Consider the following 26,497-nt stretch of genomic DNA (forward strand, 5'->3'; position numbering starts at 1 on the left):
ATCAGGCTTTGATGATGTGGCTTGCAACGATACCGCGCTTGGCAAAGGCGTTGCGTGTGTCGATGATCAGCGGAGACCATTCGCTCAGGCTCTGGTAATCGATCGTATCATGGTCGGTCGCGACCAGAACCGCATCGAACGAACCAATCGTCTGCTTGTCCCAGGTGACAGACTTCATGCCCAGGAGATCGCCATATTCCCGGGTCTTCGGAATTTCTGCGACATAGGGATCGAAATAGGACGGCTCGCCGCTGCGCTCGATGATAAGTTCGATCAGCTTGAGGGACGGGCTTTCGCGAATATCCGGCACGTTCTTCTTGTAAGCCAAGCCGACGATCAAGACCTTGGACCGGCTGAGCGCCTTGCCGCGGTGAATATCGAGCGCTTCAGCAAGACGGCTGACGATATGGCGCGGCATGCCCGTGTTGATCTGCCCAGCAAGCTCGATGAAGCGAGTCGGCAGATCGTACTCACGCGATTTCCATGTCAGATAGAACGGATCGATGGGAATGCAGTGACCACCAAGGCCAGGTCCGGGATAAAACGGCATATAACCGAACGGCTTGGTCTTGGCTGCATCGATCACTTCCCAGATGTCGATGCCCATCGCTTCGTAAACAACCTTTAATTCGTTGACGAGCGCGATGTTGACGGCACGAAAAACGTTTTCGGTGATCTTGACCGCCTCGGCCGTGGCATTGGTGGATACAGGAACCACTGTTTTGACGACGGAGCCGTAAAAAGCCACCATGAGTTCCGCCGCATCCGCACCTTCGCCAGACACCACTTTTGGAATGGTCGAGGTCTGGAAATCGCGATTGCCGGGGTCTTCACGCTCTGGCGAAAAACCGAGAAAGAAATCAACACCGGATTTCAACCCGGTCTTTTCAAGAATGGTCTTCACCACACCATCCGTCGTGCCGGGATAGGTGGTCGATTCCAAGACGACAAGTTGTCCTGGCCGAAGCGTTTTCGCAATTTCACGGCACGTATTTTCGACGTAGGACAGGTCTGGATCGCGATATTTCGTCAGAGGCGTCGGGACGCAAATGGCAATCACGTCGCAATCGGCAAGCTGTGCGAAATCGCAGGTCGCGACAAAGCCGCCGTCCCGGCGAGCGTCGTTCAAAACATCGTGTGAAACCGCTTCGATGTAACTTTCACCGGCATCGATGGCCGTGATCTTGGCAGCATCGATATCGAAGCCGATAACTTTGAAGCCGGAGTGGGCAATCGTCATAGCCAAGGGAAGACCGACGTAACCGAGACCGATCACACCGGCTTTCGCCGTTTTTGACCGAATATTTCCAAGAAGTTGCTGTGCGTTTGAAGAGGAAGTCAAAGCCGATTGCGCCCCGCGCATGAAAGAAGATGACCATCAGTTGGGCGAGAACAGGCACAGTGTCAAGGTTTCGGCTCTGTCAAATTCCCATTGACGAAGCGCCTGAGGGCAAAGCAGAACTGACGCATGAAAATTGCATTCTACAGCCCGCTGAAATCGCCCAATCATCCTGTTCCCTCCGGCGACCGGCTGATGTCGCGCCTGTTGATGCAGGCCATGCGTCTTTCAGGACATGAGGTGGAGGTTGCATCAGAGCTTCGCAGTTTCGTGCGCGAGCCGACAGGACAAAGCATCAATGACCTGAGAATGGTGGCGGAAACCGAGAAAGAGCGCATCGCTGCCACATGGATTCGCAACGGGAAACCCGATGTCTGGTTCTGCTACCACCCCTACTACAAGGCCAGAGACCTTCTCGGACCTGAGCTGTGCAAACGTTTCGATGTCGCCTATGTCACAGCGGAGGCGTCCTACGCGCCGAAACGAAACGCAACGGGTTGGGAAGAGATACAGACTGCACTTCTTGCCGATCTCCAGTTCGCCGCCATCAACATTTGCTTCACCGGCAGAGATCGTGACGGGCTTTCAAAAGCTGACACCGGCCTCCGCTTGGCGATGCTTGCGCCCTTTATCGACCCATCGACATTCGCAAAAAGAACGCCATCTCCCAACCGGTATCGTCTGGCCACGGTTGCGATGATGCGACCGGGCGACAAAGTCAGCAGCTATCAGGCGTTATCGGAGGCTTTGAAGCTGGTGCCGTCGGAGCTGCCGTGGACATTGGACATCATCGGAGACGGCCCGGAACGGGGGACCGTGGGGGCCCTATTCGGCAGATTCGACCCAAAACGCATCGTCTGGCATGGTGAACAGCAGGCCGAAAAGATCTCTGAAATCCTGTCGCAGGCTTCGCTCTACGTCTGGCCGGGACACGGGGAGGCCTATGGATTGGCTTATCTGGAAGCGCAGGCTGTCGGGTTGCCGGTGATTGCGGAACGGATCGCAGGCGTTCCCGAAGTCGTTATGGAGGGTGAAACCGGCATTCTGACGGAACCCGGTGAAATCAAAACCTATGCCGACGCTTTGATATATCTGATGGAAAACGACGAGTTGCGCCAGACAATGGCGGCGAAAGCCCGCCAATTCGCCACCTTTACCCGTTCCCTTGAACGTGCCGCCATGACATTGAATGACATTCTCGAAAATCTTCCGGACCAGACGTCATGACCCAAAAGCTGCTTCTCGAAACACTGGATGATTTTGCCAGCAAGAACATTGTCGCGGACGTCTGGCTGCGCGATGACGATGCCACACAGCCAAGTCCTGAATTGGATCGGCTGATGGACCTGTCCGAGCATTACGTCGTGCCGATGACGCTGGCCGTCATACCCGAACCAACCGGCGAGGCGCTGGCACAACGGCTTGAGAACATGACAGGTATCGACGTGGCGGTGCATGGCTGGGCGCATCGGAACCATGCAGGACCGGACGAAAAAAAAAGAGAACTCGGGCTACACAGACCGCTGGCAACGGTGTTGGCTGAGTTGCAGACGGCATTGACCAAACTCCAGTTATTGTACGGCGCTCGTTGCGTTCCGATGCTGGTACCGCCCTGGAACCGGATCGATCAGACCATCGTCGGGAATTTGCCGCAAGCGGGTTACAAGGCGCTGTCGGTCTATGGCCCGGAGACATCAGGCAACGTTCCTCTTCTCAACACGCATGTCGATGTCATCGACTGGCGTGGCACGCGGGGCGGCAAAGACCATGACCTGCTTTTTGCCGAAACCGCTGCGCGCATGCGCCAAACACAGGGGACGGGCGGCATGACAGGCATCCTCACCCACCATCTGGACCACGACGACAGCGTCTGGGCTTTTCTCAAGTCGCTTTTCGCGTTGACGGCCAATCACCCCGGTTGCCGCTGGCGCTCCTCTCGCCAATGGCTTGAACAGACATCACCATGATTTCCAGGCAATCAGAAGGCCGCCACTATCTGGTCCCAGGCGAGAGAGAACATCCTCGATAGCCGAGAAGGGTGCTTTATCCGGCAGGGTCGCGACAACGAAATCTGCCGGAGCAAGGGAGACTGATCCGGCTCGCGCCACGACCGTGAAGATGAGTGGGCCGGTTGACCACCAGGCGGGCGCTTTTGGCAGTTTTTCGAATATCTCCGGGAAAGCATCGAGCATCCGGCGAAAGACCGGATGTGTCGGCGGCGAGGCGATGAACGAATTGGCCAGAAGCAGGCTACCCTGCCCGGTCTTGCGCGGCACATCTTCGCCAAACGCCGTCAGTCCGATCATTGGCAATATGTCGAAGAAGCTCAAATCGTCGCGAACGGGGTAAAAATCGCAGTCGAGATAGATACCGCCGACTTTCGATAAAATGATATACCGCGCCACGTCAACTGCCCCGGGATAATCTCCATCCGCGAGCATCCTGGCAAATATCGGGTTGGAGGTGATACCCTCTCGGTCAAGATCAGCCTCACGCCAAAGACGGTACTCGATATTATGGCGCACCGCATGCGCCGCCCAAGCGCCGGTTGATACCGGGAGAAGCTTGTCGCCGATCCATATCTGATGCAGGATTTTCGGCACCGGCTCGCGGTTTTTAGCGGCAATCTCCCGGCGTTCCCCACCCGAAAACTGGCCGTAAGGTGCGAAAACGTCCGTTGGCGGCACCAGCAGATATTGATAGCCGGTGCGGCTCAAGTCATCACCTTGCGCCTTGGCCAACCGCAGAAAGGCGGAATGAAGCCTGCGTGGCAATCCCAAAGCGGTATTTTCGCCCATAAGGTGGGCGTCTTGTTCGCCTGAGAGGTTATTGAGAAGGCCATGAGCCTGCGCAAAGTCCCCCGCGGCGACCAGGTCTCGCACCTCGGCCAGTTTTTTGTCAAAATACGCCTTTTCGGGCATAGGACTTCCTTGGGTTTAATAACTCGGACACATGTTCGATTTACATGTTTTTTTAGCGACCGCGACAGATACGAAGACCTAAAATTTTCGATGTTTCAGAAGCATAGACAGAACTAAAGGCCTAAGATAACGTAAGTTCGATGGCCCTTAAATAACTGCCACAGGCAAAAGAAGAACGGTGAGGACACCCTTGGCATGAGTTCAGGCGCCGATTTGCTTCGTATCGAGAATCTCGAGGTTTCCTTTTCGTTGATGGGCGGCAAAATCGATGCCGTCAGAAATGCCAGCCTGCGCATTCTGCCCGGCAAGGTGACAGCGCTGGTGGGTGAATCCGGCTCAGGTAAATCCGTCATTGGCCAGACCATTATGGGTATCCAGCCGCGCACGGCACGGGTCAAAGGTCGTGTCCTGTTTTCCGACCCCGCTCGTCCCGAAAAAGACGCGGTCGATCTTTTACAACTGGAACCCGACGGCAAACCCATGCGGGCCATACGTGGAAATCGAATGGGTCTGATCTTTCAGGAGCCGATGACCTCGTTTTCGCCGTTGCACACAGTTGGCAACCAGATCGATGAAGCCTTGCGCATTCACTCGGTTCTGACGCCGCGTGAACGACAGGAAAAAATCGAGGAAACGCTCGATCTCGTCGGATTTTCCAATCCGAAAAAAATCTGCAACATGTATCCCTTCGAGCTATCAGGCGGTATGCGCCAACGCGCAATGATCGCCATGGCGCTGATTTGCCGCCCCGCGCTTTTGATTGCCGATGAGCCGACGACAGCCCTTGATGTGACCATACAGGCGCAAATCCTCAAGCTGCTGCGGGATCTGCAAAGCCGCTTGAACATGAGCATGCTGCTGATCACCCACGATCTCGGCGTCGTCGCCAACATAGCCGACGAAGTGGCGGTCATCTATCAGGGCGAGATCATGGAATCCGGGCCGGTCAGCGATATTTTCCGCGCGCCATCCCACCCCTATCTCAAAGGCCTAATGGCAGCCGTTCCGCATTTTGATATGAAGCCCGGCGAACGGTTGAAGGCTCTCCGCGACGTCGTCATCGACAAGGAAAGCCTGATCGGCAAGAAGACGGAAACCGTCGACAAAACCAAGGGTGTTCTGCTCAGCGTCAACAATGTCAGCAAGACATTCACCACGCGCAAATCGAGCTGGTTCAGCTCAGGCAAATCCACCGGGACGAAAGCCGTCGATGGTGTCAGCTTTGATATTCATCGTGGTGAGTGCCTTGGCCTTGTTGGCGAGAGCGGAAGCGGCAAAACGACGGTCAGCAAAATCCTGATGCGGGCGGTACGGCCCGACGAGGGATCCATCACCTTTCACAGCAAAAAAGGCGATATCGACGTTTTAAGCGCCAAGGATGGCGATCTGCGCGAATTGCGAACGAAGATACAAATGGTGTTTCAGGACCCGATCTCTTCGCTTTCGCCGCGCATGACGGTCAGCAATATCCTGAGCGAGCCTCTCGAAATTCATGGCCGTGGCGATGCCAAATATCGCGCCGAAAGGGTCCGTAATCTTCTCAAAGCCATCGGCCTTGGCGAAAGCGCGCTTAATCGCTATCCGCATAGTTTTTCGGGCGGCCAGCGCCAGCGCATCGGTATTGCCAGAGCCCTGACACTGGGGCCGGAACTGTTGATCTGCGATGAGCCTGTATCGGCACTCGACGTATCGGTACAGGCGCAAATTCTCAACCTTTTGAAGGATTTGCAAAAAGAGCTCGGCCTCACCTACCTGTTTATTTCGCACAATCTGGCCGTGGTGGATTATATGGCCGACCGGGTCGCCGTGATGTGCGAGGGAAAAATCGTGGAGATTGCACCGCGCGAAACGCTGATGCGCAACCCCGTACATCCCTATACCAAATCTCTTCTAGCCGCCGTCCCGTTCCCCGATCTGGACCGACCACTCGATTTCAGCACCATCGCAAAAATCAGCGCAACCGGAAAATTTGATTGGGGCAAGCAATTTCGCGAAAGCGACGACACCGATCTTGTCACAGCCGACCTCGGCGGTGGCCATCTGGTGCTTGCCAATGGAAATGTTGACGTTGCGGAGTTACGCTCTTGATCACGCGTAGAACGACACTCGCCCTTCTGGCCTCCGTCTTTGCGCCATGGAAAGCCTTTGCGGCGTATACCGATTCGGAATTTCTGAAAGAAAAACGCGACAAAGGTGAGTTGCCGCCTGTAGACCAGCGTCTGCCAAAGAATCCGCGCGTCGTAAACCTTAAAAGCCTCGGACGTGAGCCGGGCAAACACGGCGGCTCCGCACGCATGCTGATCGGTGGTCAGCGTGATATCCGCCTGATGCCGATCAACAGCTATGCCCGACTGGTCGGTTTTGACGAAAGCTTCAATTTCCAGCCCGATATTCTGGAAGGCTACACGATCGATGAGGAACGTATCTTCACGCTCAAGCTGCGTGATGGGCACAAGTGGTCCGACGGCAGCGATTTCACCACCGAGGACTTCCGCTATTTCTGGGAGGACGTTGCGCTCAATCGGGAGATACACAAGGGCGGCCCGCCCATCGAACTGTTGGTTTATGAAAAACCGCCGACGGTTGAGATCATCGACCGGGTGACGGTACGTTACACATGGGAAGGTCCCAACCCGGACTTTCTGGCCAAACTGGCCGGTGCGTCTCCCGCTCGCGTGTGTCTGCCGGCCGCTTATATGAAGCAGTTTCATGCGAAATATCAGACGCCGGAAAACCTCGCCAAGCTGGCAAAAAAGAACAAGGTCGACGACTGGAGCAGCCTGCACATCAAGATGTCGCGGCAGGTTAGACCTGAAAACCCTGATCTTCCGACGCTCGACGCATGGCGCAACATTACCTATCCACCAGCCGAGCAGTTCATTTTCGAGCGCAACCCCTATTACCACCGCGTCGACGAAAATGGCCTGCAACTGCCCTATCTCGATCGTTTCCTGCTGAACGTCACCTCATCGGAAATCATTGCCGCCAAGACGGCGTCAGGCGATAGCGATCTGCAATTCATGGGGCTGGATTTCAATGACTACACCTATCTCAAAGATGCAGAGGACCGCTTCCCGCTGAAGGTCAATCTGTGGACACGCAGCCAGGGATCGCGTGTTTGCCTGTTGCCGAACCTGAATTGTGGCGATGAGGTGTGGCGAAATCTGTTCCGGGATGTGCGGATGCGCCGTGCCTTGTCCGTTGGTATCGACAGGCATGAAATCAATATGGTGTGCTTCTACGGGCTCGCCAAGGAAAGCGCCGATACCGTGCTGCCGGAGAGCTCGCTGTATCGCCCGGAATTCGCACGCGCGTGGGCTGACTTCAACCCCGCTATGGCAAACACGTTGCTGGACGAACTGGGGCTGAACAAGCGCAACGAAAAGGGCGTGCGCCTTCTCCCGGACGGACGGCCCGTTCACATCATCGTCGAAACGGCAGGCGAAAGCACGCTGGAGACAGATGTGTTGGAACTGGTGACCGACCATTGGCGCAAACTCGGCGTCTCCCTGTCCAGCCGCCCGACGCAGCGCGATGTTTTCCGCAAGCGCGCGATGGGTGGAGAAGTCATGATGTCTGTCTGGTTCGGCATGGACAATGCCGTCCCCACGCCCGACATGCTACCCGCAGGCCTTGCGCCGACCGGCGACGACCAATTGCAATGGCCGGTATGGGGCATTCACTATCTGTCCGGCGGACGCGAAGGCACAGCGCCTGACCTCGCAGAAGCATCTCATCTGCTGGCTCTTTTGAAGAAATGGCGGGTCAGCGTCACGGAAGAAGAACGGCGTGCCATTTGGCTTGAAATGCTGGAGATCTATTCACAGCAGGTCTTTTCGATCGGCATCGTCAACAGCGCGCTTCAACCCATCGTTCACGTCAAGAAGATGCGCAACGTGCCGGAAAAAGCGCTCTACGGATTCGAGCCGACATCCTATCTCGGTGTCTATATGCCAGACGCGTTCTGGTACGACGGAGACGCATGACATGCTCAGATATATTCTAGGGCGCCTGCTCGTGATGATCCCAACGCTCATCCTCATCTCGATGCTGGTCTTCACCATCATCGAATTACCACCGGGCGACTATTTCGAAAGCTATGTCGCCGAGATGCGCGCCATGGGCGAAACTGCCAATCTGGCCGAGATCGAGGAGCTGCGCACCCGCTACGGCTTCGATCAACCTGCACCGATCCGCTACTTCCGATGGGCGACCGGCATGCTGGTAGGAGATTTCGGTTTCTCCTTCGAGTACCAGCTTCCCGTCAACGAGGTCGTGGGTGATCGACTGTGGCTGACGATGCTGGTATCCTTCGTCACCATCATCGTGACCTGGATCATTGCGTTTCCTATCGGCATCTATTCGGCCACGCACAAATATAGCTGGGGCGATTACGGGCTTACATTTGTTGGACTTCTGGGCATCGCCATTCCCAATTTCATGCTGGCGCTGATCCTGATGTATTTTGCCAATATCTGGTTTGGCACATCCATCGGCCACCTCATGGACCGGGAATATCTGAACCAGGCGATGAGCTGGGCCAAGTTCAAATCCATTCTCGAACATCTGTGGATTCCGGTCCTCATCATCGGCACTGCTGGCACCGCAGGTATGATCCGCCGCTTGCGCGCAAACCTGCTGGACGAGTTGCAGAAGCAATATGTCGTGACGGCGCGTGCCAAGGGCCTGCATCCCTTCAAGGTTCTGACGAAATATCCGCTGCGCATGGCACTGAACTTCTTCATCTCGGATATTGGGTCGATCCTGCCTGCCATCATCTCGGGGGCGGAAATTACCGCCATCGTTCTCTCGCTGGAAACGACCGGTCCGATGCTGATCCGTGCCCTGCAAAGTCAGGACATGTATCTGGCCGGGTCCTTCTTGATGTTCCTCGCTTTCCTGACGGTAATAGGCGTGCTTATCTCCGATATTGCGCTTGCCATTCTCGATCCGCGTATCCGCTTTGGGGGTGGTAACATCAAATGACATCGACCCTTCCCAAGCCCGGCGAAGCATTGCCGCATTATGTCTCGACCGCACCGTTTGATCCCAATCTAGTGGAACCGACGACATCGGGACTTGCAGCTTTCAGCAAGGCCTCGCAGTTCAAGTTGATGTGGTGGCAGTTCAAGCAACACAAGCTTGCGCTCTATTCCGGCGCGTTCCTGCTCTTCGTCTACGTATCGATCCTGATCTGCGAGTTTCTGGCACCCTATAATCTTCACACCCGCAATGTCGAAAACATCTACGCGCCGCCGCAATCCATCCACCTTTTTAACGATGGCGAATTTGTAGGCCCCTTTGTTTACGGGCGAAAAATGAGCCTCGACATGGAAAACCTGCGGCGCGTTTACACAGACGTGCCAACGGATATACAGAAACTGCGCTTTTTCTGCCGTGGCGATGATTATCGCTTCTGGGGCCTGTTCGACAGCAACGTGCACTTGGTCTGCCCGGCCCAGGATGGACAGATGTATCTGCTCGGAACCGACCGTCTGGGACGCGATGTTCTGTCCCGCATCATCTATGGCGCACGCATATCTCTGACCATCGGTCTTCTGGGCGTTGCCATGAGCTTCGTACTCGGCATCGTGATCGGCGGCCTTGCGGGTTACCGTGGCGGCGTGTTCGATCTGATCGTCCAGCGTATCATCGAGGTGCTGCAATCGATCCCCAGCATCCCACTATGGCTGGCGCTGGCTGCTATCATGCCAGTCACATGGAGCCCGATTCTCGTCTATCTCGGCATTACCCTCATTCTGGGCCTGCTGGACTGGACCGGCCTCGCGCGCGCCGTGCGGTCCAAGCTCTTGGCGCTGCGCGAAGAAGACTACGTGCTTGCCGCGCAACTGATGGGCGCAAGTACACCGCGCATCATCGGCAGGCATCTCATTCCCGGCTTCATGTCTCACCTGATAGCATCGGCAACACTCACCATACCGGGCATGATCCTGGGCGAAACCGCCCTCAGCTTCTTAGGGCTTGGCCTTCGCCCACCGATCACAAGTTGGGGTATTCTGCTCACGGAAGCGAGAAGTGTGAGCGTAATCGCCTTGTATCCATGGCTTCTTCTGCCCACCGTCCCGGTGGTGCTCGTCATCTTGGCCTTTAATTTCTTTGGCGATGGACTACGTGATGCGGCAGACCCTTTTAAATAACCACGGACCGTCCAGTGACACACCGACCATATTCGATCAGCCTTGCGACTACGGACAAGAGGTGCCGCCCGTGAGTACCCGCCTCAACGATGTGCGCATTCTGATGTACAGTCACGACTCTTTCGGCCTCGGGCATCTGCGCCGTTGCCGAACCATTGCACACGCACTGGTCGAGGATTACCGCGGCCTCAACGTTCTCATAATATCAGGCGCTACGATTGCTGGCGCGTTCGATTACCGCGCCCGCGTGGACTTCGTCAAAATCCCCAGCGTCATCAAACTGAGAAACGGCGAGTACACCTCGCTTGATCAGCACATCGATCTTCAGGAAACACTGAAGATGCGGCGCTCGATTATCTACCACACCGCTGAAAGCTTTCAGCCGGACATCTTCATTGTCGACAAGGAGCCTATGGGTCTGCGCGGTGAGGTGGAGGACACGCTCGCTTATCTGAAAGCCAGAGGGACCAAGCTCGTCATTGGTCTGCGCGACGTGATGGATGCGCCGCAGTTGCTGGAAGCCGAGTGGAAGCGCAACGATGTTTTAAACAAGATCGAGCGCTATTACGATCACGTTTGGGTGTACGGCCCGCCGGATTTCCACGACCCCCTCATGGGACTCGATGTTCAGCCGAAGGTGCGGGAAAAAATGGATTTCGTCGGTTTCCTGCAACGCTCGAAAACGCAATCGGAGAACACCTCGCACCGCATCGAGGGTGACTATATTCTGGTGACGACCGGTGGCGGTGGCGACGGCAGTGAGCTGATCGACGATGTAATCAATGCCTACAAGGCCGATCCCGAACTCACGCAGAAGGCCCTGATCGTACTCGGTCCCTACATGCCGGGCGAACAGCGCGCGCGCTTCATGCAGAACATAGCCGACATTCCTCATATCGAGATCATCGGGTTCGACAATCGCATGGAAGATATCGTCGCGGGCGCGAGGGCTGTCGTGTCCATGGGCGGCTACAACACGGTGTGTGAGATCCTGTCTTTCGACAAGCCCGCCCTCATCGTCCCGCGCATCGTGCCGCGTGAAGAGCAACTGATCCGCGCAAGCCGCGCTTCGGAACTCGGCCTGTTCGATATGCTGGTTCCCGAAGATGCTGAAAATCCGCAGAAAATGGCGCAGGCACTCAAAGACTTGCTCAAACGCGCGCCGCCATCGGCCAACGGCAGAAACCTCAAGCTAGACGGCCTGGAAAATATTTCCAAGCGGATTGCCGAGTGGCTTCAGCCTGACGACGACGCCAAATCCACGGCTGCCGGTGCGTGATTTCAGAAAGAGATACTGACATCGTGACTGTCAAAAAGAAAATCGTGGTTCTTTTGAAAGGATATCCGCGACTCTCGGAAACCTTCATCGCACAGGAACTTTTAGGGCTGGAAAAAGCAGGGCTGGAACTGGAGCTTGTCTCCATGCGTCGCCCGACCGACAAGAAGCGCCACCCGGTGCATGATGAAATCCGGGCCAAAGTGACGTACCTGCCGGAATATCTTCATGAAGAGCCGCTTCGTGTTTTGAAAGCCCTCTGGGCTTGCCGAGCAAAACCCGGCTTTGGAAAAGCCCTGCGCCACCTTGCCCGTGATCTCCGCCATGATGTCAGCCGAAACCGGTTTCGACGCTTTGGGCAGGCCGCTGTTCTGGCGCATGAATGGCCTGCCGATGCGGGATGGCTGCACGTCCATTTCATCCACACCCCGGCATCCGTTGCCGCCTACACCCACCTGATCACTGGCACGCCCTGGACGATCTCGGCCCACGCCAAGGACATCTGGACATCAAGCGATCAAGACCTCTCGAACAAGCTCGATAGCGCACGGTGGGCTGTGACCTGTACGGCCAGTGGTTTCAGGCACTTGCAAAGTCTTTCGATTGAAAATCGCAAAGTTCATCTGAGCTATCACGGGCTAGACCTCACACGCTTTCCGCATTTCGAAGGCCCGCGAGAAGAGCGCGACGGTTTCGATCCCGCTCATCCGGTTCGTGTTCTGAGCGTTGGTCGTGCCGTCAAGAAGAAGGGGATCGACATTCTCCTGCGCGCCCTGGCGACCCTGCCATCTTCGCTGCATTGGCGCTTCACCCATATCGGCGGCGGCGACGAACTGGGCGCTTTAAAAGCGCTGGCAGACGAGCTTGGCGTTTCCGACCGCGTCGACTGGATGGGTGCGATGGACCAGAGACAGGTTCTGGAACATTACCGTCAAGCCGATGTCTTCGCGCTCCCATGCCGTATCACCAGCGATGGCGACCGCGATGGACTGCCGAATGTGCTGGTGGAGGCCGCGAGCCAGAACCTTGCCTGTATTTCCACAAACATTTCCGGCATTCCCGAATTTTTCATCGATGGAGAAAACGGGTTGCTGACCGAGCCGGAAGATGCGACCGCTTTTTCACAAGCGCTACAAAAGGCAATGACCGGTCCCGTACTTCGCAGTAGACTCGGAGCGGCGGCGGAAAACCGTGTCCGCACTGCATTCGACCATCGAAACAGCATCACCGAGCTGAAAGCGTTGTTCGAGCAGGAATGGGAGAAAGACCTATGACCGCAAAAAAATCAGCGCCGCGCGTTTTCTTTTACGTTCAGCATCTGCTCGGCATCGGCCACATCGCACGCGCCAGCCGCGTGGCGCGCGCGTTGGTCTCTGACGGTTTCGATGTGACGCTGGTGACAGGTGGAACGCCTGTACCCGGTTTTCCGGGTGAAGGTATCAGGCATATCGAACTACCGCCGATTGCGGTCAGTGACGGCAATTTCTCAGGCCTTGTGGATGCGACTGGCAAGCCGGTCGACGATGCGTTCAAGGATGACCGCACCAGCATGCTGCTGGGTGCCTATCATGGCGCGCGACCGGATATCGTCATCATCGAGGCTTTTCCATTCGGCCGCAGGCAGGTGCGTTTTGAACTCCTGCCACTTTTAGATGCCATCGAGCGGACCCTTGAGCGCCCGCTCGTCATGACATCCTTGCGTGATATTCTTCAGGAACGCGCCAAGCCCGGTCGCGACGAAGAAACCATCGCACTTGTCAAAAAGCATTTCGACACCGTGCTTGTTCATGGTGATCCGAACTTCGCAAGACTGGAAGAAACCTTCCCTCTGGCCGATCAGATCAGCCAGCGCATCGTCTATACCGGCCTTGTCGCGGCATCCAAACCGGAACCGCCGCAGGAACGCTTCGATGTCGTCGTTTCCGCTGGCGGCGGAGCGGTCGGGGCAGCGCTGGTTCGCGCTGCACTGGATGCTGCGCCTATGATCGATCAAGTCAAAAGCTGGTGTTTCATCACCGGTCCCAACATGCCAAAAGCGGATTTCGACGCCATCTCCGCTGAGGCAGGCAACGGCATCTCGGTGTTTCGCTTCCGCAAGGATTTTTCGAGCCTGCTTGCCGGTGCGAAGCTTTCGATTTCGCAGGCGGGATACAACACGGTCTGCGATATCTTGCAGGCGAAATGCCGCTCGCTTCTCATTCCCTTCGCTGCCAACGGCGAAACGGAGCAAGGTGCGCGCGCATCCCGGCTGGCAAAATTGGGTCTGGCCCATATGCTGGAGGAAAGCGCGATATCGCCGCAATCCATGGCCGAGGCCATCGAGGTGGCACTACAGCTGCCAGAACCTGGCGACACCGCTCTCGATCTGGACGGGGCAGCCGGCACGGCGAAAATATTGCGCCGCCTTCACGACGAACGGGAATTCGACAAACTCAGTATCTGAGCTTTTCACGCCGGAACCCGAGTCCGATCAGCCTGCCCGCCAGATGCGCGAGCAGCGGAAAGCGCATGATCGCAAGCACGAGGGCGGGTGGACCCTTCGCCTTTGTGACGTCGGTCTGGTCTTTCTTGTTCTTGCTGCGCATCATCAGTTGCAAACGCTGCGTTGCCTTGGTCGGGAAGGAACGACGATTCTCGATTGCTGCCAGATGAGCATCGGTGATCGGCTTTCTGGACGACAAGACCGGAATGAGCACATTGGCCACGGCCACCGCATCCTGAATGGCAAGGTTGACCCCGACACCGCCAATTGGCGACATGGCATGCGCCGCATCCCCGATACAGATCAGGCCCGGTTTCCACCATTGTTTCAAACGGTCGATCCGCACCGTGAGCAACCAGGCGTCATCCCAGCTTTGGATTTCCGACAGGCGTTCACGCGGCAACGGGCAGACCTTGGCAACGCGCTCTCGAAAAGCCTCCAGACCCTTTTCCTTGAACTCCGCGTAGGAGCCCTTGCGCACCACATAACCGCATTGCCAATAATCGCCGCGGTCGATCAGCACGAAGCCCTGCTGCGGGCCCGCATGTCCCATCGTCTCGCTCGGGTCACCGGGCTGCTTTGAAAGGCGCATCCAAACCACCTCCGTGGGCACGCCGAAACGCTCGATCTCCAGACCGGCTTTTTCCCTGACAATGGAATTGCGGCCATCCGCACCGATGACCAGGTCCGCTTCAATTGTGAGGAGACCTTCCGGTGTCTCGACCATGAGACCACGAATTTTGCCGCCGTTCTGGATGAGTTCCGTCACCGGAGCGTTCATCAACAGTCGAAAATTCTCGAATTGCCCCGCTTTGCCAGCGATGAAATTCAGAAAATCCCACTGCGGCATGAAGGCGATGAAGCGGTTCTTGACCGGCAACCATGAGAAATCCGCGATCGTTACCTTCTCGCCCCCGATTTCCGCATGCAGTTTTTCCGCCCGCGTGTGCGGCAGCGCCAGAAATTCCCTGATAAAACCGAGTTGGTCGATGATATCGAGTGTCGAGGGATGGATGGTGTCGCCACGGAAGTCACGAAGAAAATCGCTATGTTTTTCGATCACGGTGACATCGACATTGGCGCGCGCCAGCAGGAGCCCGAGCATCATGCCAGCCGGTCCTCCACCTGCAATTACGACAGTGGTTCTGATGGACCGATCTGCCTGTGTTTCCACATTTTCCATTGACATCCCCTTGGCACCTAGACGGCAGAACTCATCGCATTCTTTGGGTGCGGCCAGCCATTCACATCCAGACGGAATAGCCACGTTGAACGTGCGAAGATGAAGGCGAACGCCATCGCCGTCCATGTTCCCAAAAGCAGACCCGCCGCCACATCGCTTGGATAATGCGCACCGACGATGACACGCGATACACCAATGACCAAGGCCAAGCCGATGAAGACAAAACGATAGCGTGGCATGAGCATCAGAAACGCGCCGAAGAATGCGCCAGCCGCGGTAGAATGGCCAGACGGAAAACTCTCATAGAGATTGTCACCCGTAAACGGCGTCAGGCTGTAGGCGCCCATTTCCACCAGCAATTCAGGTCTTGCCCGCCCTATGACGAACTTCAGCGCATGAACCAGAATACTCGCGGTACCGATCGTCAGGAAGAAATAGAGGAACAACCGCCATGCCGTTCGAATGCGGCTCGCATAGGAAGAGCTCGTCAGCACCCGTGCGGCGATATAGGCAAGAATAGCGAGAAGACCTGTGCTGTAGAGCATCCAGCGAAACGTGCCGAAATCGGTAATCGCACTGTTAAATCCAACGACCGCACCGGGAAGTGATTGCGCGCGTCGTGAAATCGCAGGGTCGAAAGGGATGAGAACCAGCACGAGAACGAAGGTCGCCGCCAAAATCCAGCCACTGGAAACAAAAAAGCGTCGCATGCCGTTCCTCGTTATGAATAGTCTGGAATATGCTGTTGGTGCAGGACAAAGACAAGTGTGGCTTTCCTCCTTGTTATGCTCATCTTTCGCTTGTAGAGGCTTGCATGACAAAGTTGAAAATAACCGGATTGACATGACGCACCCCAAGCGCCCGAATTCACCCGAAAAGCTGACCATACTGGGTGCCACCGGCTCCATCGGCACCAACACGGTCGATGTCATAAACCAACTGGGCGGACGTGACCGGTTCGAGGTGATGGCGCTGACGGGTGCGGGCAACATCGCACTTTTGGCAGAGCAGACTCTCTCGCTCGGTGCCAAATTGGCGGTGACATCCGAAGACAATAATTACCAAGCCCTGAAAGAAGCATTGGCTGGAAGTGATATCAAGGTCGCCTCCGGGCGATCAGGCTTGCAGGAAGCAGCCGACATGAATGCGGACTGGGTCATGGCAGCCATTGCAGGAACATCTGGTTTGGAGCCGACCCTGGCGGCGGCGCGGCGCGGTGCCAACATTGCCCTTGCCAACAAGGAATGTCTCGTTTCGGCCGGAGATGTTTTCCTTCGTACCGTATCGCAGGGCGGTGGACACATCATTCCCGTCGACAGCGAACACAGCGCCATTTTCCAATGCCTTGAGCCGGCGAACAGGGCGAATGTCGAACGTATCGTGCTGACCGCATCCGGCGGGCCGTTCCGCACCCATAGCCGCGAGGAGATGGCAGGGGTGACCGCCGATACGGCGCGTGCTCACCCCAATTGGTCAATGGGCCTCAAGGTCTCCATCGGCAGCGCCTCGATGTTCAACAAGGCGCTTGAAATGATCGAAGCAAAATATCTTTTTGATCTGCGGCCGGACCAGATCGAAGTCATCATCCATCCACAATCGATCATCCATTCCATGGTGGCCTACACGGACGGATCGGTCATCGCACAGCTGGGCTGCCCGGATATGCGAACGGCCATCGCTTATGCCCTGACCTATCCGGCCAGGGGCGAGATAGACGTCGAGCGCCTGGATTTCACCAAGCTTGCAAGACTGGATTTCGAAGCTCCTGACGAGATCAGGTTTCCAGCGCTGCGTCTGGCAAGAACCGCGCTGGAGCGCGGCGGCGCGCAGGGCGCCGTGTTGAGCGCCGCCGAAGAAACGGCATTTCACGCCTTCGTGGACGGCCAGATCGGCTTTCTGGATATGGCTGATATCGTGGAAACCGTGATGGACCGAATGAATACCGGACACGTCGTGGAAACGGTGGAAGAGGTGTTGGCGGTAGATGTACAGGCACGGGCCTATGCAAACGATGCCATTTCACAGACACAGAAAGCGGCCTGACGCCGTTCAAGGCGTTCCTCGTAAAGCAATAGAGCTCGACGCCGGGGGATAAACCAACGGTCCCGGAAGCTATGAACTCTCGCCGACGGCACCCTTGGGGTTGCCAGCGACATAAAAACGGGTTAGCTCATTTTTGTAATGTTATTACATGACAAAAATGAGGAATTACACATGAATATCCGCTACGCCCTCACCTTCGCGATCGGCTCTCTTCTCCTGTCGTCTGCAACGACCATGGCAGACGATGCGGCAGCATCCGCTAAGTCACATTCGTACAGCCAAGCCCATGATCACTCCGAAGCATCCGAGCAAATTTCGAAGGGTTACTTCGAAGATAGCCAGATCAGGCCGCGCCCGCTGTCAGACTGGGAAGGCGAATGGCAGTCGGTTTATCCTTACCTTCTGGACGGCTCCCTCGATCCTGTCATGGCAGATAAGGCGAAGCATGGTGACAAGACCGCCAAGGACTATCGTGGCGAATATGATGTGGGGTATAAAACCGACGTCGATCGCATCGTCATCGACGGTGAGACCGTGATGTTTCAGCGAAAGGACGCCCGTAGCCAAGCGACATATGTCTCGGATGGATATGAGGTGTTGACCTACAAGAAGGGCAATCGTGGCGTCCGCTACATCTTTAAAAAGAACGGTGGGGACGAGGCTGCGCCGCAATTCATCCAGTTCAGCGATCACACGATAACACCGACAAAAGCCGGGCACTATCATCTGTTCTGGGGGAACGACCGCAAGGTCGTGCTGGCGGAGCTCAGCAACTGGCCGACATATTATCCAGCCTCGCTCGACGCCAAGCAAATCGTGCATGAGATGCTCGAACACTGACGCGACGGCTAATCCCATTAAAAAAGTCGCGGCACATAAAGCCGCGACTTCGATGATATCTCATCCGAAAAGCGATCGATTGTAACGTCAGGCGACTGCTCTTGCCAAAGCGCAACGCGCCCACAACTGGTGAAGAGGTCTGACCAGTTGTTCCAGGTCGGCATCTGTGTGCAACGGCGTAGGCGTAATGCGAAGTCGTTCGGTTTTGCGCGGCACGGTCGGATAGTTGATCGGCTGCACATAAATTCCGTGATCGTCGAGCAGGATATCCGATATCCACTTGCACTTGGCTGCGTCGCCAACCAGCACAGGCACGATATGGCTGGGATTCGGCATGTGCGGAATGCCACTCTTATCCAGCATGGCACGGAGTGTGCGCACGCGTTCCTGATGACGGGCACGTTCAAAAGGACTGGCCTTCAAATGCTGAATGGACGCCACGGCACCTGCAGCCAATGATGGCGGCAGTGCCGTTGTAAAGATAAAGCCGGATGCGAAGGAGCGAATGAAATCACAGAGCGCTTCAGACGCAGCAATGTAACCACCCATCACGCCGAATGCCTTGCCCAAGGTGCCTTCGATAATCGTCAGGCGATCCATCAAACCTTCACGCTCGGCAATGCCACCGCCGCGCGGACCGTACATGCCGACAGCATGAACCTCGTCGAGATAGGTCATCGCGCCGTATTTGTCGGCAAGATCGCAGATTTCCTTGATCGGAGAGATATCGCCATCCATCGAATAAATGGATTCGAACGCAATCATCTTCGGCGCAGATGGGTCAGCGGCCTTCAACTTCGCTTCAAGATCCTCAAGGTCATTGTGTTTCCAGATCACCTTTTCGCAGCGACCGTAACGAATGCCCTCGATCATCGAGGCGTGGTTAAATGCGTCGGAGAAAATGATCAGGCCGGGGATTTTCTGGCCGAGTGTGCCAAGCGTTGCCCAGTTTGAGATGTAGCCGGATGTAAAAATCAGCGCCGATTCCTTGCCATGGAGATCGGCAAGTTCCTGCTCGAGTTTGACGTGATAATGGTTGGTGCCAGAAATATTCCGGGTGCCTCCCGCACCCGCGCCACAGTGATCTATGGCCGCCTTCATGGCCTCGATGACCTTGGGATTCTGTCCCATGCCGAGATAGTCGTTGGAGCACCAGACCGTTACGTCTTTCTTCTCGCCGTCCGCATTATATCGTGTCGCGCGCGGGAAATTCCCCTGCTGCCGCTCTAAGTCGGCAAAGACGCGATAACGGCCTTCTGAATGCAAGCCATCCAGCTCGGTCTTAAAGTATGCCTCGAAGTCCATTCCATGCTCCAGAATTCTTGTCGTCGTTGTCGGCCCACCTCCATGAACCGTCAACCCCCTCGACGCTGTTTGCACGAAACTGCGTCAATTCGCCCTCAGTTTTGAACCATTCCAGAAACACTTATAAGAGATTTTTCAAACCGTAAAATTGATTCACATCAAAGACGCATAAATATTGGAACTTTTACGTTATCTGCCCGTTCAGTAGGGCACAGTCGATTGGGGCCGGGACGCAGCCTGCGAAGGACGCTTCCATAAACACACTCGAGTTGGTAAACATCTGTAGCGGTCGGAGGTAGCAGTCGCCGCAGATGTATTATGGGACGCCTACCAAAGAGCCACAGAGCTCATTGAAACGTTGGAGAGACTTCATGAAAAAAGCCATTATTTTTGCGGCAATCGGTCTGGCGCTTGCAGGCTGCACGCAGACTGAAAAGGGAGCGTCCATTGGCGCCGTTTCTGGCGCTGTTATCGGCGGCGCCGTGACAGGCAACGTCCGCGGCGCAGCTGTTGGCGCAGCCATCGGTGGCGTCGGCGGCGCACTGATCGGTAACGCATCCGAGCCTGGTTACTGCTACTACCGCGACCAGTACGGTCAGCGTTACACGGCTCGTTGCCGCTAATATCGCCAACGATAAAGACACGAAGGCCCCGGTTCTCCGGGGCTTTTGCATTTGTGCCGGAAAAATACGCTTTTTCGGGTGCCAATCCCCCTTTTTGTGATTAAACTGCCCCGTTAACGGACGGGAAACCGGTGGGGCCGATAATACATCCTCAACCATAAAAGTAGCGTATGTCAAACCGACACACTGACCCAAGGAAGAGTATTGCGTTCTGGAAGGCCGGCACTGCAATGGCGGTGGCTGCATCCGTGATGCTATCCCCGGGGTTTGTTCGAGATGCGTTCGCGCTGAAAATCTTTGGCATCAATATTTTCGGTTCCGACGACAAGGAAGAGGAGGTCCTCGACCCGGTTTCTTTCACTGTCACGCTGAATGCCACGGATGCGGACGACAAGCTGCGCAAGAGCCTCGAAAACAGCTCGCTTCTGGTCGCAGAGCCGGAAAAACCTGCATCGGGCGATCTGGGCCTCTTGATCAGAGCCCGCGACGACCGCGAGCGATTGGTGGCGGCGCTGTATGAAAACGCCCGCTATGGCGGCACCGTTAAAATCACGGTTGCGGGCCAGGATATCGATGCCATCCCACCAAATCCGTCGTTCAACCGCGCAGGTCCTGTCCCTGTGGTCATTGATGTCACCTCCGGACCGGCCTTTACGCTTGGCACCATCAAGCTTGAAGGCGATGTCGCTGGCCGCGACCTCACCGAGTACGGCCTTGTAACGGGTGGAGATGCGGGATCACTTGCCATCATCCGTGGCGGCAACAAGCTGATAGAGGCCCTGAAGGCGGAGGGGCGTCCGCTCGCGAAACTCACCAAGCGCGAAGCGGTTGCCAACCATGCGACCAACACCGTTGACCTGACTTTATCTGCCGAAGGCGGTCCGATTGCGCCCTTGGGCGACGTCGCAGTGACGGGCGAGAAGACGGTCGATGGCGACTTCATCCGGCGCTATTCGCGTCTGAACGGTGGTGAACCCTATTCGCCGGAGAAATTGCGAAAAGCCTCCGACCGTTTGCGCAAGCTTGGGGTCTTTTCCAGCATCACCATCAAGGAAGCGAACACACTATCCCGCAATGGCAGCATCCCGCTGACGATCGAGGTTTCGGAAGGCAAGCACCGTTATCTCGGCCTCGGTGCGCAATATTCCACGACCGAAGGCATTGGGCTGCAAGGCTACTGGGGCCATCGCAATCTGTTTGGCAAAGCCGAATCGCTACGCATCGAAGGTGCTGTTTCGCGGTTGGGTGAAGCGTCGAATGTTCAGGACATGGATTATTCGGCCGGGATCATCTTTACGAAGCCCGGTATCTTCAATCCCGAGACGACGTTTACGGCAAGCCTCAAGGCCAAGACTGAGCATCCAGACAGCTACGATGCGAGATCGATCACCGGCTATGGCGGCTTTGCCTATGAGTTCAACGACTACGATACGGCCTCCGCCGGTCTGGAAGTCGAGTGGACGGATGCCGACGACGCATTCGGCAACAACCAGTATCTGACCACCTCCGTGCCGCTGGAATTCGTGCGCGACAGGCGTGACGACAAGCTCAACCCGACCGAGGGTTTCAGAGCCTCGATCTCTGCGCAGCCAAGTTTCGAAGCCTTGAACGGCACGTTCTTCACCTCGTTCGAGGGTTCGACAACCGCCTATAAAGGCCTTGGGTCTGACGATCAGGTCGTGCTGGCTGGAAAGATCGCAGGCGGTCTGCTCGTCGGGGCAAACTCCTTGGAAGACGTTCCGGCAACCCGACGTTTCTATGAAGGCGGCGGCGGATCGGTGCGCGGTTACAGCTATCAGGAAATCTCACCGTATAATGCGGCAGGGGATGCGACCGGCGGGCGTTCTTATGTCGTCTCCTCGGTGGAAGCGCGGTTCAAGGTGACAGAGACCATCGGGCTCGTTCCCTTCGTCGACGCGGGCGTTGTATCGTCCGACCTTGCGCCCGATTTTTCCGATATTCGCGCGGGCGCCGGTATCGGCCTGCGTTATGCGACCCCGTTCGGCCCCTTGCGCCTCGACGTGGCCACGCCGTTGAAAAAATATGAAAATGGAAGCAGCTTCGGCATTTATGCCGGCATCGGACAGGCGTTCTGAGCGATCGTCATTTCACACAAGAACAAGAAAAGTGTAGATTACGTTTGATGACCGCACTGACTCGATTGTTGATAGGGATCGGCTACATTGCTCTTGGCACTGTAGCACTGCTTGTTCTGGCCGTGTTCTTTCTTGGTTACACATCGCCCGGCACACAGTTTGTTGCGCGACAGGTCTCGTCGTTGATCTCAAATCCCGATCAGACAATCGAGATATCACCGCCAAAAGGTCTGCTGACAGGAAACCTCCGTCTGGATAGCGTTACGATTTCCGACCGAGACGGTCCCTATGCCCGGTTGGCAGGCATCGAGGTCGACTGGTCGCCATTTGCGCTTTTGAAAAAGACATTTCGCGCTGAACGGATAGAGGTGGCCCAGGTCGATATCGACAGAGCGCCCCTTCCGTCCACAGAGCCCTCTTCGGAAACCTCCTCCGGCTTTTCGCTTCCCGTCGATATCACCATCGATGATCTGTCTCTGCCTGATATCGCGCTGGGTGAGAAGCTGGCAGGTCGCACCTACGCGCTTTCAGCCAAGGGCCGAGGTACCGCCACCACTAACGCCATTACGCTCGCCCTTTCGGCAAATCGCAAGGATGAGCCTGAAGCACTGGTGAACGCCGATATCGCCTTCGTTCCCAACGAGAATGTACTGAAGCTCAATGCGGCGCTGAGCGAACCGCAGGGTGGGCTTCTGGCCACACTTCTACGCCTGCCCGATGCGCCTGCTGTCGCTATCACCCTCAGAGGCGACGGCGCCCTGTCCGATTGGTCGGGACAGCTTACGGGGGCCGTCGCTGGCAATCCGGTTCTCGATCTGACCGGTCGTCACCAACTCGCAACCGACGGCACGCGCCGGATCGAGCTTCATGGCGGCGGTCAGCCAGATATGTTGTTGCCGCCGATGACGCGCCAACTCTTTGCCGGTCAAACGAAGCTCGACCTTGCGGCCAGCATTGCGCCGGAAGGTCGGATCAGTGTCGAAAGCGGCAATCTGGAAACCGGAAAACTGTTGCTAACAGCATCCGGCGCGATGGATCCGCAAGGACAGAATGATCTTTCCGCCAATCTGATCGGAACGAATGGTCCAGTCGATATCCGCCTGCCGCTTGCCGATGGAGAGCTCTCCGCTCTGGTGAATGGGGTCGACCTTGCCCTGCGCGGCAATGCCGATGCCGCCCGCTTGAACGTCAGCGCGTCTGTACGGTCGCTTGCCTTGCCGCAGGGGCGTTTCGAAGACGTGAAACTGCTGGCCAGCAGCGACGACCTCAATCTGGCAAACCAGACGGGTACGGTGAAAACCAGCCTCAGCATCGCGCAATCCGCCATGACCGCGCCGGATCTGGAACGGGCGATCAAGGCACCGTTGACGCTGAATGCACCCTTGCGTATTTCCCCGCAGACGATTGCTTTCGAAGGTGCGACGCTGGAAAGCGCCAGCGTCGGCGGCACCGGGAGCGGAACCTATGATCTGTCAGCGGGTACCATCACCACCAATCTTCGCCTTTTCGTTCTCCCGGCGGTCCTGCCACCGGCCCTTTCCGAAAAATTCGATACGACGATCGCCATCGACGCTTATCTCAAGAGCACGATTGGTGGGGCGACCCGTGTCGAAAACCTCGTGGTCAAATCTGGAACCATCGAGGCCAATGGTGATATCGCACTCGATAATGGCAATGTGTCTGCCAAGCTGGGCGGACGCCTGCCGGCGCTGGAAAAGCTGACGCCACAAGCAGCCGGATCGCTCGGATTTTCGCTGGAGGCCAGCGGTCCGCTCAACGCCGCCGATTTTCAGATCAGCCTGAATTCCGCCAAAGCGACCCTGGCGGGCCGTGCCCTCGAAGCGCTCAAGGTTTCGGCCAAGGGAAAAGCGGATCTGAACGCGCCGCAGGCCCAGCTTCAGGCAAGCGGTACACTCGATGGGCAGATCATCGACGCTTCCGGTGAACTCCTGCAAGACGGAAACGGAACAGCGATCCCGAAGCTGAACGTCACCGTCGGTCGCAACGTGCTGACTGGCAACCTTCAGTTTACCCCGCAATTTCTGCCGACAGGAAATCTCTCCTTCGACTTTCCCGATCTGTCGTTGCTGGCCGCGCTGGCCGCCCAGCAGGCCGATGGTGACGTGAAAGGTGACGTTGTCGTATCCAACACAGACGGAAAAATCGCTGCAACGATCAAAGCTTCAAGTGGTACCATCCGCCAGGGTACGACCACAATCTCCAAGCTCGCTGCCGATCTGAAGGTCGACGATCTCCAAGCACTGGCCATCAACGGGCAGGTGACGGCGGACACAATCAAAGCCGGTGCAGCCGACATTTCCGGTCTCAATCTGGATATCGATCACTCCGGTTCCGGAACGGCATTCGATCTGACTGGTCGTTACGACAATGCGCCGCTGGCGTTCAAAGGAACGGCCGACACCGCAGCCTCCCCCATGACCGTAAACCTCGATACGTTCACGGCGACACCCAGCGGCATTCCAGTGAAACTGGCTCAACCGACGACAGTTACAATCGATGCGGGCACGGCCCGTATTTCCGGTCTTGTGATTCAGACCGGCAACGGTCGTATCGAGATCAATGGCAGGGCGGGACAGACACTCGATCTCAACGCAACGATCCGTGCATTGCCCGCCAACCTTGCCAATGCGTTCTCACCAGCGCTCGACGCAGCGGGGACGATTTCCGGCACAGTGACGGCAAAGGGCGCAGCGTCCGACCCATCCGTCGATTACGATCTGACATGGGCCGATGCAGCGGTGAGCCAGACACGCTCGGCCGGACTGGGTCCACTCGGCATAAAGGCCAATGGCCGATTTGCAGGCGGCATTTTGCGTCTAGATACTACGGCAACCGGTCAGGGTGGGCTATCGCTGTCCGGTGGTGGCACTTTCGGTATCGCTGGCAACAGACCCATTTCAATGGCCTTCAATGGTGCCCTGCCCTTCGGTGCCGTCGCCGCCCAAACGGCAGCACAGGGCTTCGATGTCAGCGGCAAAGCGGCACTCGACGTGAAGATCGAAGGGACCGCTACAGCGCCCATCGTCACAGGCAGTATCACTACCGATGGGACACGCGTCACCGATGTTCGCCGCAACCTGACCATCAACAATGTGGCCGCGACCATCAATCTCGAACGAGACCGGGCGACGATCGCCCGATTGACCGGCAGACTGGCTGGCGGTGGCACGGTGTCCGGCGCCGGCAGTGTCGGCATCGCGCCGGGCTCCGGCTTCCCGGCCGATCTGACGATTACCCTCAATCGTGCCGCTTATAATGACGGTACCCTGTTCACCACCATCGCAAGCGGCACCCTTACCTTGAAGGGGCCAGTGTTGAACTCTCCGGTTCTCGGCGGCACGGTCACGCTTGAAAAAAGCGCCATCACGATTCCCGAGCGCTTGCCGGCATCCCTGTCGCAGATGGACATCAAACACAAGAACGCACCTGCGGCGGTGCGCATACAGGACCGGAAACTCAATGCGGACAAGGGTGGGAGTGGTAGTTCTTCCGACATCGCCCTCGACCTTCAAGTGAATGCGCCGAGCGGCATCTTCGTTCGCGGCCGTGGCATCGACGCGGAACTGACGGGTAGCCTGACGGTGCGCGGAACCGCTGCAAACCCTGCGGTTTCGGGTGGTTTCCAGATGCGCCGTGGTCGGCTTGAAATCCTCACACGACGCCTGGATTTCACAAATGGTGATATAACCTTCGGCGGCGGTCTTGTTCCCGTCCTCAACATGGCGGCGGAATCGGCAGCCGGTTCCGCCACGGTTACCGTCACGGTCACGGGGAACGCAAACGATCCGTCCTTTGGTTTTACATCCTCCCCTGCCTTACCCCAGGACGAAGTCATGGCGCAGCTGATTTTCGGGCAATCCATGTCCAAGCTTTCAGCACTGCAAATTGCACGACTGGCAGATGCCGCAGGCCAATTGGCAGGCGGACGCTCGACATCGCTTTTCGATAGTCTGCGCAGCAATCTTGGCATTGACGATCTTGATATTTCCACAGACTCTAAAGGTCAGGCGCGTGTATCCGCTGGAAAATACATCAACGACAAGACCTATCTGGAGTTGGAACAGAGCGGCAGCGAGGGCGCCAAAGCCATCATCAATCTGGATGTGGGCAAAGGCGTGAAGCTACGGGGCGCGGCGGGCGCAGACGGAGCAGGTTCAGCCGGTATTTTTTACGAGAAGGAATATTGAACGCCGAGAAAGGAGGGTCGCAA

19 protein-coding genes are annotated in these 26,497 nt (G+C 56.7%); 14 read left to right on the top strand and 5 right to left on the bottom strand.

Annotated features, from left to right (window positions below; translation table 11 throughout):
• Position 1: 1 nt before the first annotated feature.
• Positions 2-1,342: a nucleotide sugar dehydrogenase gene (locus RMR21_RS13050; protein WP_498668410.1), complete on the bottom strand. Its 1,341-nt coding sequence runs from the start codon at positions 1,340-1,342 to the stop codon at positions 2-4.
• Between the two features lie 126 nt (positions 1,343-1,468).
• On the opposite strand from RMR21_RS13050, the gene RMR21_RS13055 reads away from it, so the two are divergent.
• Together RMR21_RS13055 and RMR21_RS13060 are read left to right on the top strand one after the other, a co-directional pair.
• A complete protein-coding gene (locus RMR21_RS13055; protein WP_498668411.1) occupies positions 1,469-2,566 on the top strand; it encodes a glycosyltransferase family 4 protein in 1,098 nt (365 codons plus the stop codon).
• Positions 2,563-3,306, top strand: coding sequence for a polysaccharide deacetylase family protein (locus RMR21_RS13060; protein WP_498668412.1), 744 nt, complete (start codon positions 2,563-2,565; stop codon positions 3,304-3,306). Before RMR21_RS13055 ends, RMR21_RS13060 begins: the two co-directional genes overlap by 4 nt.
• Here RMR21_RS13060 and RMR21_RS13065 read toward each other — a convergent pair.
• Positions 3,298-4,260: a glycosyltransferase family 32 protein gene (locus RMR21_RS13065; RefSeq protein WP_498668413.1), complete on the bottom strand. Its 963-nt coding sequence runs from the start codon at positions 4,258-4,260 to the stop codon at positions 3,298-3,300. The genes RMR21_RS13060 and RMR21_RS13065 overlap by 9 nt on opposite strands.
• 195 nt (positions 4,261-4,455) lie before the next feature.
• On the opposite strand from RMR21_RS13065, the gene RMR21_RS13070 reads away from it, so the two are divergent.
• The 7 genes from RMR21_RS13070 (at position 4,456) to RMR21_RS13100 (ending at position 14,137) form a co-directional block, all read left to right on the top strand.
• On the top strand, positions 4,456-6,348 hold the full coding sequence (locus RMR21_RS13070; protein ID WP_498668414.1) for an ABC transporter ATP-binding protein: 1,893 nt from the start codon (positions 4,456-4,458) through the stop codon (positions 6,346-6,348).
• A complete protein-coding gene (locus tag RMR21_RS13075; RefSeq protein ID WP_498668415.1) occupies positions 6,345-8,246 on the top strand; it encodes an ABC transporter substrate-binding protein in 1,902 nt (633 codons plus the stop codon). The genes RMR21_RS13070 and RMR21_RS13075 overlap by 4 nt, the downstream gene beginning before the upstream one ends.
• A 1-nt stretch (position 8,247) precedes the next feature.
• A complete protein-coding gene (locus RMR21_RS13080) occupies positions 8,248-9,246 on the top strand; it encodes an ABC transporter permease (RefSeq protein ID WP_498668416.1) in 999 nt (332 codons plus the stop codon).
• Positions 9,243-10,418: an ABC transporter permease gene (locus RMR21_RS13085; protein ID WP_498668417.1), complete on the top strand. Its 1,176-nt coding sequence runs from the start codon at positions 9,243-9,245 to the stop codon at positions 10,416-10,418. Before RMR21_RS13080 ends, RMR21_RS13085 begins: the two co-directional genes overlap by 4 nt.
• 70 nt (positions 10,419-10,488) lie before the next feature.
• Entirely contained in the window at positions 10,489-11,697 is a 1,209-nt protein-coding gene (locus RMR21_RS13090; protein WP_498668418.1) for a glycosyltransferase family protein, read from the top strand.
• A gap of 23 nt (positions 11,698-11,720) precedes the next feature.
• The gene (locus tag RMR21_RS13095) at positions 11,721-12,968 is read left to right on the top strand and encodes a glycosyltransferase family 4 protein (RefSeq protein ID WP_498668419.1); all 1,248 of its coding nucleotides are present in this window, start codon (positions 11,721-11,723) and stop codon (positions 12,966-12,968) included.
• Entirely contained in the window at positions 12,965-14,137 is a 1,173-nt protein-coding gene (locus tag RMR21_RS13100) for a glycosyltransferase family protein (RefSeq protein WP_498668420.1), read from the top strand. The genes RMR21_RS13095 and RMR21_RS13100 overlap by 4 nt, the downstream gene beginning before the upstream one ends.
• Here the strand turns inward: RMR21_RS13100 and RMR21_RS13105 are convergent.
• Both RMR21_RS13105 and RMR21_RS13110 read right to left on the bottom strand, forming a co-directional pair.
• Positions 14,127-15,359, bottom strand: a complete 1,233-nt coding sequence (locus RMR21_RS13105; RefSeq protein ID WP_498668421.1) for an FAD-dependent oxidoreductase — start codon at positions 15,357-15,359, stop codon at positions 14,127-14,129. The genes RMR21_RS13100 and RMR21_RS13105 overlap by 11 nt on opposite strands.
• A 17-nt stretch (positions 15,360-15,376) precedes the next feature.
• On the bottom strand, positions 15,377-16,069 hold the full coding sequence (locus tag RMR21_RS13110) for a phosphatase PAP2 family protein (RefSeq protein WP_498668422.1): 693 nt from the start codon (positions 16,067-16,069) through the stop codon (positions 15,377-15,379).
• Between the two features lie 133 nt (positions 16,070-16,202).
• On the opposite strand from RMR21_RS13110, the gene dxr reads away from it, so the two are divergent.
• Positions 16,203-17,402: a 1-deoxy-D-xylulose-5-phosphate reductoisomerase gene (gene dxr / locus RMR21_RS13115; protein ID WP_498668423.1), complete on the top strand. Its 1,200-nt coding sequence runs from the start codon at positions 16,203-16,205 to the stop codon at positions 17,400-17,402.
• A 171-nt stretch (positions 17,403-17,573) separates the two neighbouring features.
• Complete coding sequence (locus tag RMR21_RS13120) at positions 17,574-18,242, top strand: ZinT family metal-binding protein (RefSeq protein ID WP_498668424.1); 669 nt, start codon at positions 17,574-17,576, stop codon at positions 18,240-18,242.
• Between the two features lie 87 nt (positions 18,243-18,329).
• Here RMR21_RS13120 and hemA read toward each other — a convergent pair whose 3' ends face one another.
• On the bottom strand, positions 18,330-19,547 hold the full coding sequence (hemA, locus tag RMR21_RS13125) for a 5-aminolevulinate synthase (RefSeq protein ID WP_498668425.1): 1,218 nt from the start codon (positions 19,545-19,547) through the stop codon (positions 18,330-18,332).
• Positions 19,548-19,918: 371 nt separating this feature from the next.
• On the opposite strand from hemA, the gene RMR21_RS13130 reads away from it, so the two are divergent.
• From RMR21_RS13130 to RMR21_RS13140, 3 genes are all read left to right on the top strand, one after another.
• Positions 19,919-20,170 carry a YMGG-like glycine zipper-containing protein gene (locus RMR21_RS13130; protein ID WP_174154216.1) on the top strand — a complete coding sequence of 84 codons (252 nt, stop codon included), beginning with the start codon at positions 19,919-19,921 and terminating at the stop codon, positions 20,168-20,170.
• Between the two features lie 170 nt (positions 20,171-20,340).
• On the top strand, positions 20,341-22,266 hold the full coding sequence (locus RMR21_RS13135) for an autotransporter assembly complex protein TamA (protein WP_498668426.1): 1,926 nt from the start codon (positions 20,341-20,343) through the stop codon (positions 22,264-22,266).
• A gap of 47 nt (positions 22,267-22,313) precedes the next feature.
• Positions 22,314-26,474, top strand: coding sequence for a translocation/assembly module TamB domain-containing protein (locus RMR21_RS13140; protein WP_498668427.1), 4,161 nt, complete (start codon positions 22,314-22,316; stop codon positions 26,472-26,474).
• Positions 26,475-26,497 lie beyond the last annotated feature (23 nt).

This window comes from Agrobacterium sp. rho-8.1, from assembly GCF_033957725.1.
GTDB lineage: Bacteria > Pseudomonadota > Alphaproteobacteria > Rhizobiales > Rhizobiaceae > Agrobacterium.

What these genes read in the sequence shown, in the direction of transcription:
- RMR21_RS13055 (WP_498668411.1), top strand. Translation starts at nt 1,469, where the DNA reads ATGAAAATTGCATTCTACAGCCCGCTGAAATCGCCCAATCATCCTGTT.
- RMR21_RS13060 (WP_498668412.1), top strand. Translation starts at nt 2,563, where the DNA reads ATGACCCAAAAGCTGCTTCTCGAAACACTGGATGATTTTGCCAGCAAG.
- RMR21_RS13065 (WP_498668413.1), bottom strand. Translation starts at nt 4,260, where the DNA reads ATGCCCGAAAAGGCGTATTTTGACAAAAAACTGGCCGAGGTGCGAGAC.
- RMR21_RS13070 (WP_498668414.1), top strand. Translation starts at nt 4,456, where the DNA reads ATGAGTTCAGGCGCCGATTTGCTTCGTATCGAGAATCTCGAGGTTTCC.
- RMR21_RS13080 (WP_498668416.1), top strand. Translation starts at nt 8,248, where the DNA reads ATGCTCAGATATATTCTAGGGCGCCTGCTCGTGATGATCCCAACGCTC.
- RMR21_RS13085 (WP_498668417.1), top strand. Translation starts at nt 9,243, where the DNA reads ATGACATCGACCCTTCCCAAGCCCGGCGAAGCATTGCCGCATTATGTC.
- RMR21_RS13100 (WP_498668420.1), top strand. Translation starts at nt 12,965, where the DNA reads ATGACCGCAAAAAAATCAGCGCCGCGCGTTTTCTTTTACGTTCAGCAT.
- RMR21_RS13105 (WP_498668421.1), bottom strand. Translation starts at nt 15,359, where the DNA reads ATGGAAAATGTGGAAACACAGGCAGATCGGTCCATCAGAACCACTGTC.
- RMR21_RS13110 (WP_498668422.1), bottom strand. Translation starts at nt 16,069, where the DNA reads ATGCGACGCTTTTTTGTTTCCAGTGGCTGGATTTTGGCGGCGACCTTC.
- dxr (WP_498668423.1), top strand. Translation starts at nt 16,203, where the DNA reads ATGACGCACCCCAAGCGCCCGAATTCACCCGAAAAGCTGACCATACTG.
- RMR21_RS13120 (WP_498668424.1), top strand. Translation starts at nt 17,574, where the DNA reads ATGAATATCCGCTACGCCCTCACCTTCGCGATCGGCTCTCTTCTCCTG.
- hemA (WP_498668425.1), bottom strand. Translation starts at nt 19,547, where the DNA reads ATGGACTTCGAGGCATACTTTAAGACCGAGCTGGATGGCTTGCATTCA.
- RMR21_RS13130 (WP_174154216.1), top strand. Translation starts at nt 19,919, where the DNA reads ATGAAAAAAGCCATTATTTTTGCGGCAATCGGTCTGGCGCTTGCAGGC.
- RMR21_RS13135 (WP_498668426.1), top strand. Translation starts at nt 20,341, where the DNA reads ATGTCAAACCGACACACTGACCCAAGGAAGAGTATTGCGTTCTGGAAG.
- RMR21_RS13140 (WP_498668427.1), top strand. Translation starts at nt 22,314, where the DNA reads ATGACCGCACTGACTCGATTGTTGATAGGGATCGGCTACATTGCTCTT.